The following is a 15,514-nucleotide window of genomic DNA, read 5'->3' as shown; positions in this document are numbered from 1 at the left end:
GACCGGGGTGCGCCGCGCACGCCCGGCCCGCACCCCGCGCCCCGGTACGCAACCCTCCGCATCGCAGCGGTGCGCGGCACCGTACCGCCGGGATGTAGGGCTCCGTACAGTGGAGTGCGTGCCGAAGATCCGAGCGGCCAGTGTGGCCGAGCACCGTCAGATGCAGCGGGCAGCCCTCCTCGACGCTGCCCGCAGTCTCCTCACCGAGGGAGGCATGGAAGCCCTGACCTTCCCCGCGCTCGCGGCGCGCACGGGGCTCGCGCGCTCCTCGGTGTACGAGTACTTCCGCTCACGGGCGGCCGTGGTCGAGGCGCTCTGCGAGACCGACTTCCCGCTCTGGGCGGCCGAGATCGAGGCCGGGATGGCGAGCGGGGACACCGCGGCCGAGCGGATCGAGGCCTATGTCCGCGGCCAGCTCGCGCTGGCCGCCGACCCGCGCCACCGGGCGGTGGCCGCGATCTCCGCGCTGGAGCTGGACGACGCGGCCCGCGAGCGCATCCGGGCGGCGCACGGGACGCTCGTCGGGCTGGTGGTCCAGGCCCTGGAGGACCTCGGCCACGAACAGCCCCGGCTGGCCGCCGCCCTGCTCCAGGGCATCGTGGAGGCGGCCGTCCGGCAGTCCGAGCAGCGGGCGGCGGGCGGCAGGGCCGAGAGCCCCGAGGTGATCGCGGACGCCGCCGTCGCCCTCGCGCTGCACGGTCTCGGCCCGAGCTGACCGGCCGGGCCGAGGCCGAGGGGAGCGGGTTCTGGGACGGCGGGTCCTGAGACAGTGGGTCCGAGGGGAGCGGGTCCTGAGAGGGCGGGTCCGTGAGCGGCAGCAGCCGCGCCCGGCCGGTACCGAACAGGGAGGGCGGATCGAGGTAGCGCCGTCCGCGCAGCAGCCCCCAGTGCAGGCAGGCGCCCTCGGCGCAGTGACCGGTCCCGTCGGCGAGCCGTCCGACCACCCGGCCCGCCGCCACCGCGGTGCCCACCGGGACGGTGCCGGTCACCGGCAGGTAGGTGGTCCGCAGCGGGGGCGCCGGGGGAGTGCCCGCCGCCGGGTGGGTGACGGTGACCACCGGCCGTCCGGCCACCGGCCCGGCGAACGTCACCACCCCGGGAGCCGCGGCCCGGACCTCGGCGCCGGGGACGGCGGCCAGGTCGACGCCCCGGTGCCCGGCGCCCCATGGTCGCGCCGGTGCCTCGAAGCGGCGGACCACGGCTCCCGGCCCGCCGCCCGGCCCGTCCACCGGCCACGCCCGCTCGCCGCCGACACCACCGCTCCCGCCGCCGTGCCCGCCGTCCCCGCCGTCGGCACGCGCCCCGGGCCCGAGCGCCCCGGCCCACCCGGCCGGCAGCAGCGCGACCAGCACCACCAGGACGACCACCAGGACCCGCCGTCCGGACGGTGATCGGACCTGCGGCCGGACCCGCGGCCGGACCCGCGGCCGGACCCGCGATCCGACCGACGAACAGCAGGGCGACCGGCCCGACGAACAACAGGACGACCGTCGGCACCCGTACGACCCCCCGGGGCCGCCCGCAACCCGCGCAGCAGCACTCATACCGCCGAGGCTCCCCGGCCCGCGCCGACCCGGCCACCCCCGCCCCGATTCCTGTGGACAACCGGCCCCTGTGGACCGTGGCTGTCCCTCCAACGGGTGTACCCCGCAGGGTTTACAGGGGCCCAACAGGGCCGTCCGGGCGCCCCGGACCAGGCCTGTCCCCGGCCGCCCGCCCGCCGCGGAGTCGCCCCGCGCTCGGCGCTTCCCGTACACTTCACACGCGACCTGGTCCGCCGGGTCGACTTCGCACGCCCCGCCACCGGTGGACGGAAGCGGCCTCGCCGCCACCTCCGCCAGGTGCGAGTGCCGCTCGGTCCGCCGAGCCCGGCCGGTCCCAGGACCACCGGGCCGAAGCGGCTCGGCACGTTCGGGGCGTCAGGCGTGGCTGTCACCTGGCCGCCACGGACAAACCGAGCCTGACCCGGCCGTTCGCACGCGCCGAGCGGGGAGCGCCACCGCGCGCCGACCGCGACGCCGCTGCGCCGGAGCCGGGCGTAACACCTGAGGAGCACGGCCATGGCCGTCGTCACGATGCGGGAGCTGCTGGAGAGCGGCGTCCACTTCGGTCACCAGACCCGCCGCTGGAACCCGAAGATGAAGCGCTTCATCATCACCGAGCGCAACGGCATCTACATCATCGACCTCCTGCAGTCGCTGAACTACATCGACCGCGCCTTCGAGTTCATCAAGGAGACCGTTGCCCACGGCGGCAGCGTCCTCTTCGTCGGCACGAAGAAGCAGGCCCAGGAGGCCATCGCCGAGCAGGCCACCCGCGTGGGCATGCCCTACGTGAACCAGCGCTGGCTCGGCGGCATGCTGACCAACTTCTCGACCGTCTACAAGCGCCTGCAGCGCCTCAAGGAGCTCGGCGAGCTGGACTTCGCGGACGTGGCCGGCTCCGGCCTCACCAAGAAGGAGCTCCTGGTCCTCCAGCGCGAGCACGACAAGCTGGAGAAGACCCTCGGCGGTATCCGCGACATGCAGCGCGTTCCCAGCGCCGTCTGGATCGTGGACACCAAGAAGGAGCACATCGCGGTCGGCGAGGCCCGGAAGCTCAACATTCCGGTCGTCGCCATCCTCGACACCAACTGCGACCCCGACGAGGTCGACTACAAGATCCCGGGCAACGACGACGCGATCCGCTCCGTCACCCTGCTGACCCGTGTGATCGCCGACGCCGTTGCCGAGGGCCTCAAGGCCCGCGCGGGTGTCGCCAAGGGCGACGTCAAGGCCGAGCCGGGCGCCGACCAGCCGCTGGCCGACTGGGAGAAGGACCTCCTGGAGGGCGAGAAGAAGGCCGCCGAGGCTCCCGCTGAGGCCGCCGCCGAGGCCCCCGCTGCCGAGGCTCCGGCTGCTGAGGCCCCCGCCGCCGAGGCGCCGGCCGCCGAGGCTCCGGCCGAGCAGGCCTGACGTACCAAGGGTGAGGGGCACCCACCGGTACGACACCGGTCGGTGCCCCTCTCTCCCGTGCCTGGGCCGAACCATCGGCCCCGGCGCTACCCCACGCAGACACGCGAGACGCGAGAAGAGATTCACACCATGGCGAACTTCACCGCCGCGGACGTCAAGAAGCTCCGTGAGCTCACCGGCGCCGGCATGATGGACTGCAAGAAGGCCCTGGACGAGGCCGAGGGCAACGTCGAGAAGGCCGTCGAGCTCCTTCGCATCAAGGGCCAGAAGGGCGTTGCCAAGCGCGAGGGCCGCGACGCCTCCAACGGTGCCGTCGCCGCGCTCATCGCCGAGGACAAGAAGTCCGGCGTGCTGGTCGAGCTGAACTGCGAGACCGACTTCGTCGCCAAGGGTGACAACTTCGTCAAGGTCGCCGACGCCATCGCCGCCCACGTGGCCAAGAGCGCCCCGGCCGACCTGGACGCCGCCCTCGCCTCCGAGATCGAGGCCGGCAAGACCGTCCAGCAGTACGTCGACGAGGCCAACGCGACCCTGGGCGAGAAGATCGTCTTCCGTCGCTTCGCGCAGTTCGACGGCGACGGCTTCGTCGCGGTCTACCTCCACAAGACCAGCCCCGACCTGCCGCCGGCCGTCGGCGTCCTGGTCGAGCTGGACAAGGAGAACGCCGAGGTCGCCAAGGACGTCGCGCAGCACATCGCCGCCTTCGCCCCGAAGTACCTGTCCCGCGAGGAGATCCCGGCCGAGGAGCTCGAGAACGAGCGCCGCGTCGCCGAGGCCACCGCTCGCGAGGAGGGCAAGCCGGAGGCCGCCCTGCCGAAGATCGTCGAGGGTCGCGTCACCGGCTTCGTGAAGGAGAACTCCGTCCTGGAGCAGGCCTTCGCGAAGGACAGCAAGAAGACCGTCGCCAAGGTGCTCGAGGAGAACGGCGTCGCCCTCAAGCGCTTCGCCCGTTTCCGCGTCGGCGCCTGAGCCACGTTCCATCCGGGCTTCCGGCCGTAGGCTGGAAACCGTCCCCGCCCGCTGACCAGGGCGGCAGGGAACGCGCCGTACGGGCTCACCCAGCGCCATCCGTCCATGGGCGAGCCGCGTCGGCAGCATGAACGACGAGGAGGCCATTGCCGTGCAGGACACCGAACCGGTTCCCGCGGCAGTGGCCTCCTCTCGTGTACGCGCAGGCCGGGGATCCGCACGTCCGCGCCTGTGAACCAGTAGGTGTAGAAGGAGAAGTCCATGCAGGAGACGCAGGAGACCGCACAGGACACCCACGACGGCGCTCGCCGCCGGGTGCTGCTGAAGCTGTCCGGTGAGGCCTTCGCCGGCGGCGGCGGGCTCGGCGTCGATCCGGACGTCGTGCACGCGATCGCCCGCGAGATCGCCACGGTCGTCCGCGCGGGCACCGAGGTCGCCGTGGTGATCGGCGGCGGCAACTTCTTCCGCGGCGCCGAGCTCCAGGTCCGCGGCATGGACCGGGCCCGCTCGGACTACATGGGCATGCTCGGCACGGTCATGAACTGCCTCGCGCTCCAGGACTTCCTGGTCAAGGAGGGCATCGAGACCCGGGTCCAGACCGCCATCACGATGGGCCAGGTCGCCGAGCCGTACCTGCCGCTGCGCGCCGTCCGGCACCTGGAGAAGGGCCGTGTGGTGATCTTCGGCGCCGGTATGGGCATGCCCTACTTCTCCACCGACACCACCGCCGTGCAGCGGGCCCTGGAGATCCACGCCGACATCCTGCTGATGGGCAAGAACGGCGTGGACGGCGTCTACGACGCCGACCCCCGGACCAACCCGGACGCGGTCAAGTTCGACGCGCTGGAGTACTCCGAGGTCATCGCGCGCGACCTCAAGGTCGCCGACCTCACCGCGATCACGCTGTGCAAGGACAACAACCTCCCGATGCTGGTCTTCGAGCTGCTCGCGGAGGGCAATATCGCGCGGGCGGTGAAGAGTGAGAAGATCGGCACACTCATCAGCCAGGATTCTGTCCGGGCCTGAGCAGCAACCAGCCGCACCGGACGGCGCCGTCGCCGCGAGGCCCCGGCGCCGACACCGGTCGGGACAACAGCAGATGAACCGGACAGGGAGATCACAGTGATCGAAGAGACCCTCCTCGACGCCGAGGAGAAGATGGAGAAGGCCGTCGCCCACGCGAAGGACGACTTCGCCGCCATCCGCACGGGCCGTGCGCACCCGGCGATGTTCGCCAAGATCGTCGCGGAGTACTACGGCGCCGTGACGCCGATCAACCAGCTGGCCTCCTTCTCCGTGCCGGAGCCCCGGATGGCGGTCGTCTCGCCGTTCGACAAGACCGCGCTGAAGGCCATCGAGCAGGCGATCCGCGACTCCGACCTGGGCGTCAACCCGTCGAACGACGGCTCCATCATCCGGGTCGTGCTCCCCGAGCTCACCGAGGAGCGCCGCCGGGAGTTCATCAAGATCGCCCGCGGCAAGGGCGAGGACGCCAAGGTCTCGATCCGCGCCGTGCGCCGCAAGGCCAAGGACGCCATCGACAAGCTGGTGAAGGACGGCGAGGTCGGCGAGGACGATGGCCGCCGCGCCGAGAAGGAGCTCGACGACACCACGGCCAAGTACGTGGCCTCCGTCGACGAGCTGCTGAAGCACAAGGAAGCCGAGCTGCTCGAGGTCTGATGAACGACGCCCCTGACGCCCCTGGCTACTGGGGCCCGTCCGACCAGCAGTACCAGCCGTACCAGCCGTACCAGCCTGCGCAGGGACCCGCCGCTCCTGCGCAGGCCGGCGGCATACCCGGGCACCCGGCGCAGCCGCCCGGCCGGCCCGCGCCGTACGGGTCGTACGGCGCGAACGACCCCGGCCACCGAACGGGTCACTCCCAGCAGCCTCCGGTGTACTGGGACCCGGACGCGGAGGAGACTCAGGTCATGCCTCCCGTACCGGCCGACCCGGGCCCGCAGCCCGCGCCCCCGCCCGGCGCCGACCCCGCCGAGGGGCCGGCCCGGGAGGCGGGTCGGCTGAGCGGACCGCTGTTCCGCGACGAGCGGCCCGGAGCGGCGGAGCCGGGCGCGTCGGAGACGGTCGTGCTGCGCGCGATCACCGACGCCGCCCCGCCCGCCCCGGCCGGCGGGCCGTACCCCGGCGGGCCGTACCCCGGCGCGCCGGGTGGACCGGCGGCGGGGCAGCCCTTCCTCGTGCCGTCGTCCCACCCAGGGCAGGAGACACCCGTGGCCCAGGCCGATCCGCAGCCTCAGCCTCCGCAGCGCAAACAGCGCGGTGGTCGCAACCTCCAGGCCGCGATAGGCGTGGGCGTCGGTCTCGGCGCGGTGATCGTCGCCTCGCTGTTCGTCGTCAAGGCGCTGTTCCTGGTCGTGGTGATCGCGGCGGTGTCGGTCGGCGTCTGGGAGCTGACCAGCCGACTGGCCGAGCGCAAGGAGATCAAGGCGCCGCTGGTCCCGCTGGTCGTGGGCGGCGTCGCGATGGTCGCCACCGGCTACTGGTCGGGGATCCAGTGGGCGGCGGCCTCGCTCGCGCTCACCGGGCTCGCGGTGATGGTCTGGCGGATGGCCGAGCCCCCCGAGAACTACCTGCGGGACATAACGGCGGGCATCTTCACCGCCTTCTACGTCCCGTTCCTCGCCACCTTCGTGGCGATGATGCTGGCGGCCGACGACGGTCCGCAGCGGATCGTGCTCTTCCTCATCGTCACGGTGTGCAGTGACACCGGGGCGTACGCGGTGGGCTACAAGTTCGGCAGGAACAAGCTGGCGCCGACGATCAGCCCGGGCAAGACCCGCGAGGGCCTGGCCGGCGGCGTCGGCCTGTCGATGCTGGCGGGCGCGCTGCTGATGGAGCTGATCATCGACGGCGGCAGCTGGTGGCAGGGCCTGATCCTGGGCGGCTGCGCGGCGGTCACCGCGACCCTGGGCGACCTGGGCGAGTCGATGATCAAGCGCGACCTGGGCATCAAGGACATGGGCACGCTGCTGCCCGGCCACGGCGGCATCATGGACCGGCTGGACTCGCTGCTGCCGACCGCCCCGGTGGTCTGGCTGCTGCTGGCGGCCTTCGTCGGCAGCTGAGCCACCCTCCTCGCGCACAGGGGCCCCGGACGCACGGCGTCCGGGGCCTCCGTGCGTCTGCGACACTGGAACAACCATGCCTAAGCCCGGAGAACTCACCTTTGTCGCGCCGCGCGGCGCAAAGCCCCCGCGACACCTCGCCGACCTGAGCCCCGCCGAGCGCAAGGAGGCCGTCGCCGAGCTGGGCGAGCAGCCGTTCCGCGCGAAGCAGCTCTCCAACCACTACTTCGGCCGGATGTCCGCCGACCCGGCGAGCTGGACGGACATCCCCGCCGCCAGCCGGGAGAAGCTCACCGGCAGCCTGCTGCCCGAGCTGATGTCGGTGGTGCGGCACGTGTCCTGCGACGACGACGCCACCCGCAAGACGCTCTGGAAGCTGTTCGACGGCACGCTCGTTGAGTCGGTGCTGATGCGCTACCCGGACCGGGTCACCATGTGCATCAGCTCGCAGGCCGGATGCGGCATGAACTGCCCGTTCTGCGCCACCGGCCAGGCGGGGCTGACCCGCAACCTGTCCACCGGCGAGATCGTCGAGCAGATCGCCGCCGGGATGCGCTCGCTGAAGGCCGGCGAGATCCCGGGCGGCGAGGCCAGGCTCTCCAACGTGGTCTTCATGGGCATGGGCGAGCCGCTGGCCAACTACAACCGGGTGCTGGCCGCGATCCGCCGGCTGACCGACCCGGCGCCGGACGGCTTCGGCCTCTCCCAGCGCGGCATCACCGTCTCCACCGTCGGCCTGGTACCGGCGATGAACCGGTTCGCGGAGGAGGGGCTCAGCTGCCGACTGGCCCTGTCGCTGCACGCGCCGGACGACGAGCTGCGCGACGAGCTGGTGCCGGTCAACACCCGCTGGAAGGTCGCCGAGGTGCTGGACGCGGCGTGGAACTACGCCGAGAAGTCCGGCCGCCGGATCTCCATCGAGTACGCGCTGATCAAGGACATCAACGACCAGGCGTGGCGGGCCGACCTGCTCGGCCGGCTGATCAAGAACCACCGGGTGCACGTCAACCTGATCCCGCTGAACCCCACCCCGGGCTCCAAGTGGACGGCCTCCCGGCCCGAGGACGAGCGCGAGTTCGTCCGGCGGCTCCAGTCGCACGGGGTGCCGACCACGGTCCGCGACACCCGCGGCCAGGAGATCGACGGCGCCTGCGGCCAGCTCGCGGCGGCCGGCTGACCGGACGGGTCAGCGCAGGCCGGCTGCGGCCAGGGCCGCGGTCGCCCCGCCGGTGACCAGCAGGACGGTGCCGGCCATCAGGGTCCGCAGCACGACGGCGCCGAACAGCAGCCGGGGCGCCGCGCCGAGGCGCAGCAGCGCCTCGGCGACGCCCCGGCGGGCGGTGCGCAGCTCGGCGAGCCGGACGGCCACCGCACCCGCCGCGCAGCCCAGGATCAGGGCGGCCTCGATCGCGGGCAGCACATCGGCGCTGCCGGGCTCGCCGAGCCAGTAGCGGATGGTGGTGAGCACCACCGCGACGGCCAGGGCGAGCACGGCCAGCGGTGCCCCGAGCCGGCGGGCCTGCGCGGTGAGGCCGCGCCCGGCGAGCAGCCGCAGCGGGGTGGGCCGGCCGACCGCCAGCAGTCGGCCGGCCGCGCCGAGCAGCGGGCCGGTGAGCAGGGCGAGGCCGAGTGCGGAGGCGGCCCAGCCGCCGAGTGCGGCGGTGCTGGTGGTGCCGAGTCCGGCCGGCAGGTGGATCGGGCGCCCGTCGACCGCGGCGCCCGGTCGCAGCGCGATGAGCTCCAGGGCGAGGCCGATGACGGCGAGGCCGATCGGCAGGGCCAGCCGCCACGGGCCGAAGCCGGTGGGCTCGGGCCGGGGGCGGCCGGGCAGCGTCTCGGCGTGCGGGACGGCACCGGCCGCGGCGAGGCCGGCGGTGAGCGGGACGAGCGCGAGCAGGGCGACCGGGGCGGCGGCCGGGAGGGCCACGCCCATGCCGAGTTCGTCGGCGAGCGCGGGCCCGGCGATGTCGTTGCGCAGGACCAGGAAGAGCAGCAGGGTGAGGCCGGCGCCTGTGCCGCAGGCGAGCGCGACCTCGCCGGCGATCAGGGCGCGGATCCGGCCGGCCCCGGCTCCGGCGGTGGTGAGGCCGGTGATCCGCTCGGCCCGCCGGGCGGGCAGGGCGCGGGCGGCGACGGCCGCGAACCAGGCGACCGCGGCGAGCGGCGGCAGGCACCAGAGGAGTCGGGCGAGCGTGTCGGAGTCGGCCGCCGGATCGCTCATCGCCCGGCCGAGGGCGCGCAGCAGGAAGGCGGCGACGACGGCGCCGGCCAGGGCGGTCAGCAGCCAGCGGCCGAGGTCGAGGGCCCGGTAGCCGCGGGCCAGACGGAGGTAGAACACGTCGGACCCCCTCAGCGGCCGGCGGCCGGGACGGCGGCGGCCCCGGCGGTGCCGGGGGTGGTGGTGCCGCGCGGCACGGGCGTCACGGGGCCGGTGAGGCGTCCGTCGACGAGGGAGACGGCGCGGTCCGCGTACCGGACGAGCTCGGGGTCGTGGGTGGCCAGCACGAGGGTGAGCTGGTGGGAGCGGGCCGCGCTGGTCAGTATCCGCAGGACCTGTTCGGCGGTCTCGCGGTGCAGCGGCGCGGTGGGGTCGTCGGCGAAGACGACCGGGGGGAGCGGGGCGAGGGCCCGGGCGACGGCGATCCGCTGGCGCTGGCTCTGCACCAGCCGGTCCGGCCGGAGCTTGGCGATCTCGCCGATGTCCAGGCGCTCCAGCCACTCGTCGGCGGCGGTGTGGGCGGCCTTGCCGCCGGCGCCGGCCAGCAGCAGCGGCAGGGCGACGTTCTCCCGGGCGGTCAGTTCGGGCACCAGGTGCGGCTCGGAGCCGACGAAGCCGAAGCGGTCGCGGCGCAGCCGTTCCCGGCCGGCCCGGCCGAGGGTGTGCACGGGGGAGCTGTTGAACCAGACCTCGCCCTCGTCGACGGGGAGCAGGGCGGAGAGGCAGCCGAGCAGGGTGCTCTTTCCGGAGCCGCGCGGGCCGGTGACGGCGAGGACCTCGCCCTCCCGGACCCCGAGCGAGACGCCGCGCAGGGCGGGGGTGCCGTGATGGGACTTGACGATCCCCCGGGCCCACAGCACGTCATTGTCAGGAGGGGCCGCTGCCATGAGGTTCCGTCCTGGGGGGCCGCAGGGATATGACAGTCGTCAGATTAGAACGATCGGGCCTGGGCGCGGGCGCGGCACACTGCGCCATCCGGGGCAAATCGCCCGTAATCAGGCGTGTTTGATCCGAAGAGCGGTCCGGAGGAACGCCGCAGGGCGGCCCCGCCGAAGCGGGACCGCCCTGCGGCGGAGGGTGGGGAGGAAAGTCCGGGAATCAGAGCTTCGCCCACGCGTCGGTGAGGCTGGTCCGCAGGATCTGCTCGATCTCGTCGAAGGTCGACTGGTCGGAGATCAGCGGCGGGGCCAGCTGGACCACCGGGTCGCCACGGTCGTCGGCGCGGCAGTACAGGCCGTTGTCGAAGAGGGCCTTCGACAGGAAGCCGTAGAGGACGCGCTCGACCTCGTCGTCGTTGAACGACTCCTTGGTGACCTTGTCCTTCACGAGCTCGATGCCGTAGAAGTACCCGTTGCCGCGGACGTCGCCGACGATCGGCAGGTCGCGCAGCTTGCTCAGGGTGCCCAGGAACGCGGACTCGTTGTCGAGCACGTGCTGGTTCAGGCCCTCGCGCTCGAAGATGTCGAGGTTGGCCAGCGCCACCGCGGAGGAGACCGGGTGGCCGCCGAAGGTGTAGCCGTGCAGGAAGGTGTTGTCGCCCTTGTAGAACGGCTCCGCGATGCGGTCCGAGATGATCGTGGCGCCGATCGGGGAGTAACCCGAGGTCATGCCCTTGGCGCAGGTGATCATGTCGGGCTGGTAGCCGAACTTGTCGGCGCCGAACATGGTGCCCAGGCGGCCGAAGGCGCAGATGACCTCGTCCGAGACCAGCAGCACGTCGTGGCGGTCGCAGATCTCGCGCAGGCGCTGGAAGTACCCGGGCGGCGGCGGGAAGCAGCCACCGGCGTTCTGGACCGGCTCGACGAAGACGGCGGCGACGGTCTCGGCGCCCTCGTTGAGGATGGCCACCTCGATCTCGTCGGCGCACCAGCGGCCGTAGGCCTCGGGGTCGACGGTGCCGTCGGGGCCGGCGAGGAAGGCCGGGGCGCGGTAGATGTTGGTGTTCGGCGCCTTGTGGGTGCCCGGCACCAGCGGCTCGAACGGGGCCTTCAGGCCCGGCAGGCCGGTGATGGACAGGGCGCCCTGCGGGGTGCCGTGGTAGGCGACGGCGCGCGAGATGACCTTGTACTTGGTCGGCTTGCCGGTCAGCTTGAAGTACTGCTTGGCGAGCTTCCAGGCGGTCTCGACGGCCTCGCCGCCACCGGTGGAGAAGAAGACCTTGTTCAGGTCGCCCGGGGCGTAGTTGGCCAGGCGCTCGGCCAGCTCGACGGCCTTCGGGTGGGCGTAGCTCCACACCGGGAAGAAGGCGAGCTCCTTGGCCTGCTTGGCGGCGGCCTCGGCGAGCTCCTCGCGGCCGTGGCCGGCCTGGACGACGAACAGGCCGGCGAGGCCGTCGAGGTACTTGCGGCCCTTGTCGTCCCAGACGTAGGTGCCCTCGCCCCTGACGATCGTCGGCACGGGAGAGTTCTCGTACGACGACATGCGGGTGAAGTGCATCCACAGGTGGTCGTAGGCGGTCTTGGAAAGGTCCTTCTGCGCCGGGTCGGCTGTCATCGGGTGCCCCAGGTGTAGGTCTGTTTCCGGAGCTTCAGGTAAACGAAGCTCTCGGTGCTCCGCACGCCGGGAAGCGCGCGGATGCGCTTGTTGATCAGTTCGAGCAGGTGCTCGTCGTCCTCGCAGACCAGTTCGGCCAGGAGGTCGAACGAGCCCGCGGTGCAGACGACGTAGTCGACCTCGTCGAGGGCGGCCAGCGCGTCGGCGACGGGTTCGATGTCGCCCTCGACCCGGATTCCGACCATCGCCTGGCGGGTGAAGCCGACGGTGAGCGGGTCCGTGACGGCGACGATCTGCATCACGCCCTGGTCGAGCAGCTTCTGGACGCGCTGCCGTACGGCGGCCTCGGACAGGCCGACGGCCTTGCCGATGGCGGCGTACGGGCGGCGCCCGTCCTCCTGGAGCTGCTCGATGATCGCCTTGGAGGCGGCGTCGAGGGGAACGCTGGCGTTCCGGTCGCGGTTGGCCACGCCGCCACTGTGCCCGATCGATCCGGTGTTCGCAAGCGCGGGAGCTGCTGATTTCGTCGCGATCTTGAAAAACGGGTGCGGATTTCATCGCCTGTGAGCCGTCGGCCTGTCGATACCGGCAGTCGTCGGGCTACCCTGGCTGCGGTACGCGCGCGGCCCCGCAGCGCTGCGTGCATTCCGCCAATCCAGTGGACCGCGGCGCTTGCGGCGCGGCCACTCGGCGCCCTTCGTCGGCCGTACCGGCCGACGTACCATGGCGCCGGAATCTGCAACGCCGCAGGCCGAGACCGAGGAGAGACCCGTGAGCGACCTTCGCACGCTGCGCAACTACATCAACGGTGAGTTCGTCGATGCGGCCGACGGCCGCACGCTCGACATCGTCGACCCCACCACCGGCGAGGTCTACGCGACGTCCCCGCTGTCCGGCGCCTCCGACGTCGACGCCGCCATGGCCGCCGCCGCGGCCGCGTTCCCGATCTGGCGGGACACCACCCCGAGCACCCGGCAGAAGGTGCTGCTCAAGGTCGCCGACGCGGTCGAGACCCGCGCCGACGAGCTGGTGGACGCCGAGTGTCGCAACACCGGCAAGCCGCGGGCGCTGACCCTCTCCGAGGAGATCGGCCCGATGGTCGACCAGATCCGGTTCTTCGCCGGTGCCGCCCGCCTGCTGGAGGGCAAGGCCGCCGGTGAGTACATGGACGGCATGACCTCGATCGTCCGCCGCGAGCCGGTCGGGGTCTGCGCCCAGGTCGCGCCGTGGAACTACCCGATGATGATGGCGGTCTGGAAGTTCGCCCCGGCCATCGCCGCCGGCAACACCGTGGTGCTGAAGCCCTCGGACACCACCCCGGCCTCCACCGTGCTGCTGGCCGAGATCATCGGCGGCGTGCTGGCCGAGCTGGAGCTGCCGGCCGGCGTCTTCAACGTGATCTGCGGCGACCGCGAGACCGGCCGCCTGATGGTCGAGCACAAGACCCCGGCGATGGCCTCCATCACCGGCTCGGTGCGCGCCGGCATCCAGGTCGCCGAGTCCGCCTCCAAGGACGTCAAGCGCGTCCACCTGGAGCTGGGCGGCAAGGCCCCGGTCGTCGTCTTCGAGGACGCCGACATCGCCGAGGCCGTCGAGGGCATCTCGGTGGCGGGCTTCTTCAACGCCGGCCAGGACTGCACCGCCGCCACCCGCGTGCTGGTGCACGAGTCGATCCACGACGCCTTCGTCGAGGCGCTGGCCAAGGCCGCCGCCGAGACCAAGACCGGCGGCGTGGACGACGAGGACGTGCTGTACGGCCCGCTGAACAACGTCAACCAGCTGAAGCAGGTCTCCGGCTTCATCGAGCGCCTGCCGGAGCACGCCAAGGTCGAGGCCGGCGGCCACCGGGTCGGCGACAAGGGCTTCTTCTACGCCCCGACCGTCGTCTCCGGTCTGCAGCAGGACGACGAGATCATCCAGAACGAGGTCTTCGGCCCGGTCATCACCGTGCAGAAGTTCTCCGACGAGGAGCAGGCCGTCGGCTACGCCAACGGTGTGGAGTTCGCGCTGGCCTCCTCGGTGTGGACCAAGGACCACGCCCGCGCCATGCGGATGTCGCGCCGCCTGGACTTCGGCTGCGTCTGGATCAACACCCACATCCCGCTGGTCGCCGAGATGCCGCACGGTGGCTTCAAGAAGTCGGGCTACGGCAAGGACCTCTCGTCGTACGGCTTCGAGGACTACACCCGGGTGAAGCACGTCATGACCGCGATCTGAGCGGGTCATGGCCATGAGGTGGTGTATGACCGCGATCTGAGCGGGTCATGGCCATCAGGTGGTGTATGACGGCGGTCTGATCTGATCGGATCATGGGCCCGGGTCCTCGCGACCCGGGCCCTGCGTCTTTGCACCCTGTCGGCGGTCGGTGCGACCGGCTGACAGGATGGACCTGCATTTCGGGCCGCGAAGTCCCTAGCCTTTCCGCATGAGCATCCCCACCGCCGACTCAGCCGCCGGCCAGGCCGTCAAGGCCGCCGACCGCGCGCACGTCTTCCACTCGTGGTCCGCCCAGGCGCTGATCGACCCCCTCGCGGTGGCCGGCGCCGAGGGCTCGTACTTCTGGGACTACGACGGCAACCGCTACCTCGACTTCTCGTCCCAGCTCGTCAACACCAACATCGGGCACCAGCACCCGAAGGTGGTCGCGGCGATCCAGGAACAGGCGGCGAAGCTCTGCACCATCGCCCCCGGCTTCGCGGTGGAGTCGCGCAGCGAGGCCGCCCGGCTGATCGCCGAGCGCACCCCGGGCGACCTCGACAAGATCTTCTTCACCAACGGCGGCGCCGAGGCCAACGAGAACGCCATCCGGCTCGCCCGGCTGCACACCGGCCGGCAGAAGGTGCTCTCCACCTACCGCTCGTACCACGGCGCCACCGCCAACGCGATCGCCCTGACCGGCGACCCGCGCCGCTGGGCCAACGAGGCCGGCGTCTCCGGCATCGTGCACTTCTGGGGCCCGTACGCCTACCGCTCCAACTTCCACGCCGAGAACGAGGCCCAGGAGTGCGAGCGCGCGCTCGCCCACCTGGAGCAGGTCATCGCCTTCGAGGGCCCCGGCACCGTCGCGGCGGTCATCCTGGAGACCGTCGTCGGCACCGCGGGCATCCTCGTCCCGCCGCCCGGCTACCTGGCCGGCGTCCGGGAGATCTGCGACCGCTACGGCATCGTGTTCATCCTCGACGAGGTGATGGCCGGCTTCGGCCGCACCGGCGAGTGGTTCGCGGCCGACCACTGGGGCGTCACCCCCGACCTGCTCACCTTCGCCAAGGGCGTCAACTCGGGCTACGTCCCGCTCGGCGGCGTGGCGATCAGCGCCGAGATCGCGGCTACCTTCGCCGAGCGGGCGTTCCCCGGCGGCCTCACCTACTCGGGACACCCGCTGGCCTGCGCCTCCGCGGTGGCGACCATCAACACGATGGCGGAGGAGGGCATCGTCGAGAACGCCAGGCACATCGGCGAGACCGTGCTCGGCCCCGGCCTGCGCGAGCTGGCCGAGCGCCACCCGTCCGTCGGCGAGGTGCGCGGGCTCGGCGTCTTCTGGGCGCTCGACCTGGTCCGCGACCGCGCCACCCGCGAGCCGCTGGTGCCGTACAACGCGGCCGGCGCCGCCAACGCGCCGATGGCCGAACTGGCCGCCGCCTGCAAGCAGCGCGGGCTGTGGCCGTTCGTCAACATGAACCGCTTCCACGTCGTCCCGCCGTGCACCGTCACCGAGGAGGAGGCGAAGACCGGCCTCGCCGTCCTCGACGAGGTGCTGTCGCTGACCGACGCGCACACCGTCTGACACACCGACA

Annotated in this window: 14 protein-coding genes and 1 pseudogene; 10 read left to right on the top strand and 5 right to left on the bottom strand. The window is 72.2% G+C overall.

The window, feature by feature from the left end; genetic code table 11:
• Positions 1 to 142: 142 nt before the first annotated feature.
• Positions 143 to 715 (top strand): TetR/AcrR family transcriptional regulator, encoded by a 573-nt coding sequence (locus ACFVFS_RS29080; RefSeq protein WP_376093970.1) that lies wholly within the window; start codon positions 143 to 145, stop codon positions 713 to 715.
• A 196-nt stretch (positions 716 to 911) separates the two neighbouring features.
• Here ACFVFS_RS29080 and ACFVFS_RS29075 read toward each other — a convergent pair.
• Positions 912 to 1,139 (bottom strand): annotated as a pseudogene (locus ACFVFS_RS29075) (M23 family peptidase); the annotation flags it as partial.
• On the opposite strand from ACFVFS_RS29075, the gene ACFVFS_RS29070 reads away from it, so the two are divergent.
• The 7 genes from ACFVFS_RS29070 to rlmN all read left to right on the top strand — a co-directional run bounded on the left by ACFVFS_RS29070 (position 1,041) and on the right by rlmN (position 8,186).
• The gene (locus ACFVFS_RS29070) at positions 1,041 to 1,391 is read left to right on the top strand and encodes a hypothetical protein (protein ID WP_380627700.1); all 351 of its coding nucleotides are present in this window, start codon (positions 1,041 to 1,043) and stop codon (positions 1,389 to 1,391) included. The pseudogene ACFVFS_RS29075 and the gene ACFVFS_RS29070 overlap by 99 nt on opposite strands.
• Positions 1,392 to 2,060: 669 nt before the next feature.
• Positions 2,061 to 2,954: a 30S ribosomal protein S2 gene (rpsB, locus tag ACFVFS_RS29065; RefSeq protein WP_380627698.1), complete on the top strand. Its 894-nt coding sequence runs from the start codon at positions 2,061 to 2,063 to the stop codon at positions 2,952 to 2,954.
• A 129-nt stretch (positions 2,955 to 3,083) separates the two neighbouring features.
• Entirely contained in the window at positions 3,084 to 3,923 is an 840-nt protein-coding gene (gene tsf, locus ACFVFS_RS29060) for a translation elongation factor Ts (RefSeq protein WP_380627696.1), read from the top strand.
• A 261-nt stretch (positions 3,924 to 4,184) separates the two neighbouring features.
• Positions 4,185 to 4,949, top strand: coding sequence for a UMP kinase (gene pyrH, locus ACFVFS_RS29055; RefSeq protein ID WP_380627694.1), 765 nt, complete (start codon positions 4,185 to 4,187; stop codon positions 4,947 to 4,949).
• 96 nt (positions 4,950 to 5,045) lie between these two features.
• Positions 5,046 to 5,603, top strand: a complete 558-nt coding sequence (frr, locus tag ACFVFS_RS29050) for a ribosome recycling factor (protein WP_350568693.1) — start codon at positions 5,046 to 5,048, stop codon at positions 5,601 to 5,603.
• Entirely contained in the window at positions 5,603 to 7,009 is a 1,407-nt protein-coding gene (locus ACFVFS_RS29045) for a phosphatidate cytidylyltransferase (protein ID WP_380627692.1), read from the top strand. Before frr ends, ACFVFS_RS29045 begins: the two co-directional genes overlap by 1 nt.
• A 76-nt stretch (positions 7,010 to 7,085) precedes the next feature.
• On the top strand, positions 7,086 to 8,186 hold the full coding sequence (gene rlmN, locus ACFVFS_RS29040) for a 23S rRNA (adenine(2503)-C(2))-methyltransferase RlmN (protein ID WP_380627691.1): 1,101 nt from the start codon (positions 7,086 to 7,088) through the stop codon (positions 8,184 to 8,186).
• 9 nt (positions 8,187 to 8,195) lie between these two features.
• Here the strand turns inward: rlmN and ACFVFS_RS29035 are convergent, their stop codons facing one another.
• The 4 genes from ACFVFS_RS29035 to ACFVFS_RS29020 form a co-directional block, all read right to left on the bottom strand.
• Entirely contained in the window at positions 8,196 to 9,347 is a 1,152-nt protein-coding gene (locus ACFVFS_RS29035) for a hypothetical protein (RefSeq protein WP_380627689.1), read from the bottom strand.
• A gap of 11 nt (positions 9,348 to 9,358) precedes the next feature.
• A complete protein-coding gene (locus ACFVFS_RS29030; RefSeq protein ID WP_380627687.1) occupies positions 9,359 to 10,114 on the bottom strand; it encodes an ABC transporter ATP-binding protein in 756 nt (251 codons plus the stop codon).
• A gap of 211 nt (positions 10,115 to 10,325) precedes the next feature.
• Entirely contained in the window at positions 10,326 to 11,720 is a 1,395-nt protein-coding gene (locus ACFVFS_RS29025; protein WP_380627685.1) for an aspartate aminotransferase family protein, read from the bottom strand.
• Complete coding sequence (locus tag ACFVFS_RS29020) at positions 11,717 to 12,190, bottom strand: Lrp/AsnC family transcriptional regulator (protein ID WP_030243538.1); 474 nt, start codon at positions 12,188 to 12,190, stop codon at positions 11,717 to 11,719. Before ACFVFS_RS29020 ends, ACFVFS_RS29025 begins: the two co-directional genes overlap by 4 nt.
• A gap of 253 nt (positions 12,191 to 12,443) precedes the next feature.
• Here ACFVFS_RS29020 and ACFVFS_RS29015 point away from each other — a divergent pair, with 253 nt between their 5' ends.
• Positions 12,444 to 13,937, top strand: coding sequence for a gamma-aminobutyraldehyde dehydrogenase (locus ACFVFS_RS29015; RefSeq protein ID WP_380627684.1), 1,494 nt, complete (start codon positions 12,444 to 12,446; stop codon positions 13,935 to 13,937).
• Positions 13,938 to 14,145: 208 nt separating this feature from the next.
• Positions 14,146 to 15,504: an aspartate aminotransferase family protein gene (locus ACFVFS_RS29010; protein WP_380627682.1), complete on the top strand. Its 1,359-nt coding sequence runs from the start codon at positions 14,146 to 14,148 to the stop codon at positions 15,502 to 15,504.
• The last annotated feature ends 10 nt before the right edge of the window (positions 15,505 to 15,514 follow it).

Origin of the sequence: Kitasatospora sp. NPDC057692, from assembly GCF_042799475.1 — a bacterium.
In the GTDB taxonomy this organism is placed as follows: domain Bacteria; phylum Actinomycetota; class Actinomycetes; order Streptomycetales; family Streptomycetaceae; genus Kitasatospora.
Note: the sequence above shows the minus strand (reverse complement) of the source record. Positions and strands in the feature narration are given on the sequence as shown.

Excerpts from the sequence above, each read along its gene's own strand:
- rpsB (WP_380627698.1), top strand. The coding sequence starts at position 2,061 with ATGGCCGTCGTCACGATGCGGGAGCTGCTGGAGAGCGGCGTCCACTTC.
- tsf (WP_380627696.1), top strand. The coding sequence starts at position 3,084 with ATGGCGAACTTCACCGCCGCGGACGTCAAGAAGCTCCGTGAGCTCACC.
- pyrH (WP_380627694.1), top strand. The coding sequence starts at position 4,185 with ATGCAGGAGACGCAGGAGACCGCACAGGACACCCACGACGGCGCTCGC.
- ACFVFS_RS29045 (WP_380627692.1), top strand. The coding sequence starts at position 5,603 with ATGAACGACGCCCCTGACGCCCCTGGCTACTGGGGCCCGTCCGACCAG.
- rlmN (WP_380627691.1), top strand. The coding sequence starts at position 7,086 with ATGCCTAAGCCCGGAGAACTCACCTTTGTCGCGCCGCGCGGCGCAAAG.
- ACFVFS_RS29030 (WP_380627687.1), bottom strand. The coding sequence starts at position 10,114 with ATGGCAGCGGCCCCTCCTGACAATGACGTGCTGTGGGCCCGGGGGATC.
- ACFVFS_RS29025 (WP_380627685.1), bottom strand. The coding sequence starts at position 11,720 with ATGACAGCCGACCCGGCGCAGAAGGACCTTTCCAAGACCGCCTACGAC.
- ACFVFS_RS29015 (WP_380627684.1), top strand. The coding sequence starts at position 12,444 with ATGGCGCCGGAATCTGCAACGCCGCAGGCCGAGACCGAGGAGAGACCC.
- ACFVFS_RS29010 (WP_380627682.1), top strand. The coding sequence starts at position 14,146 with ATGAGCATCCCCACCGCCGACTCAGCCGCCGGCCAGGCCGTCAAGGCC.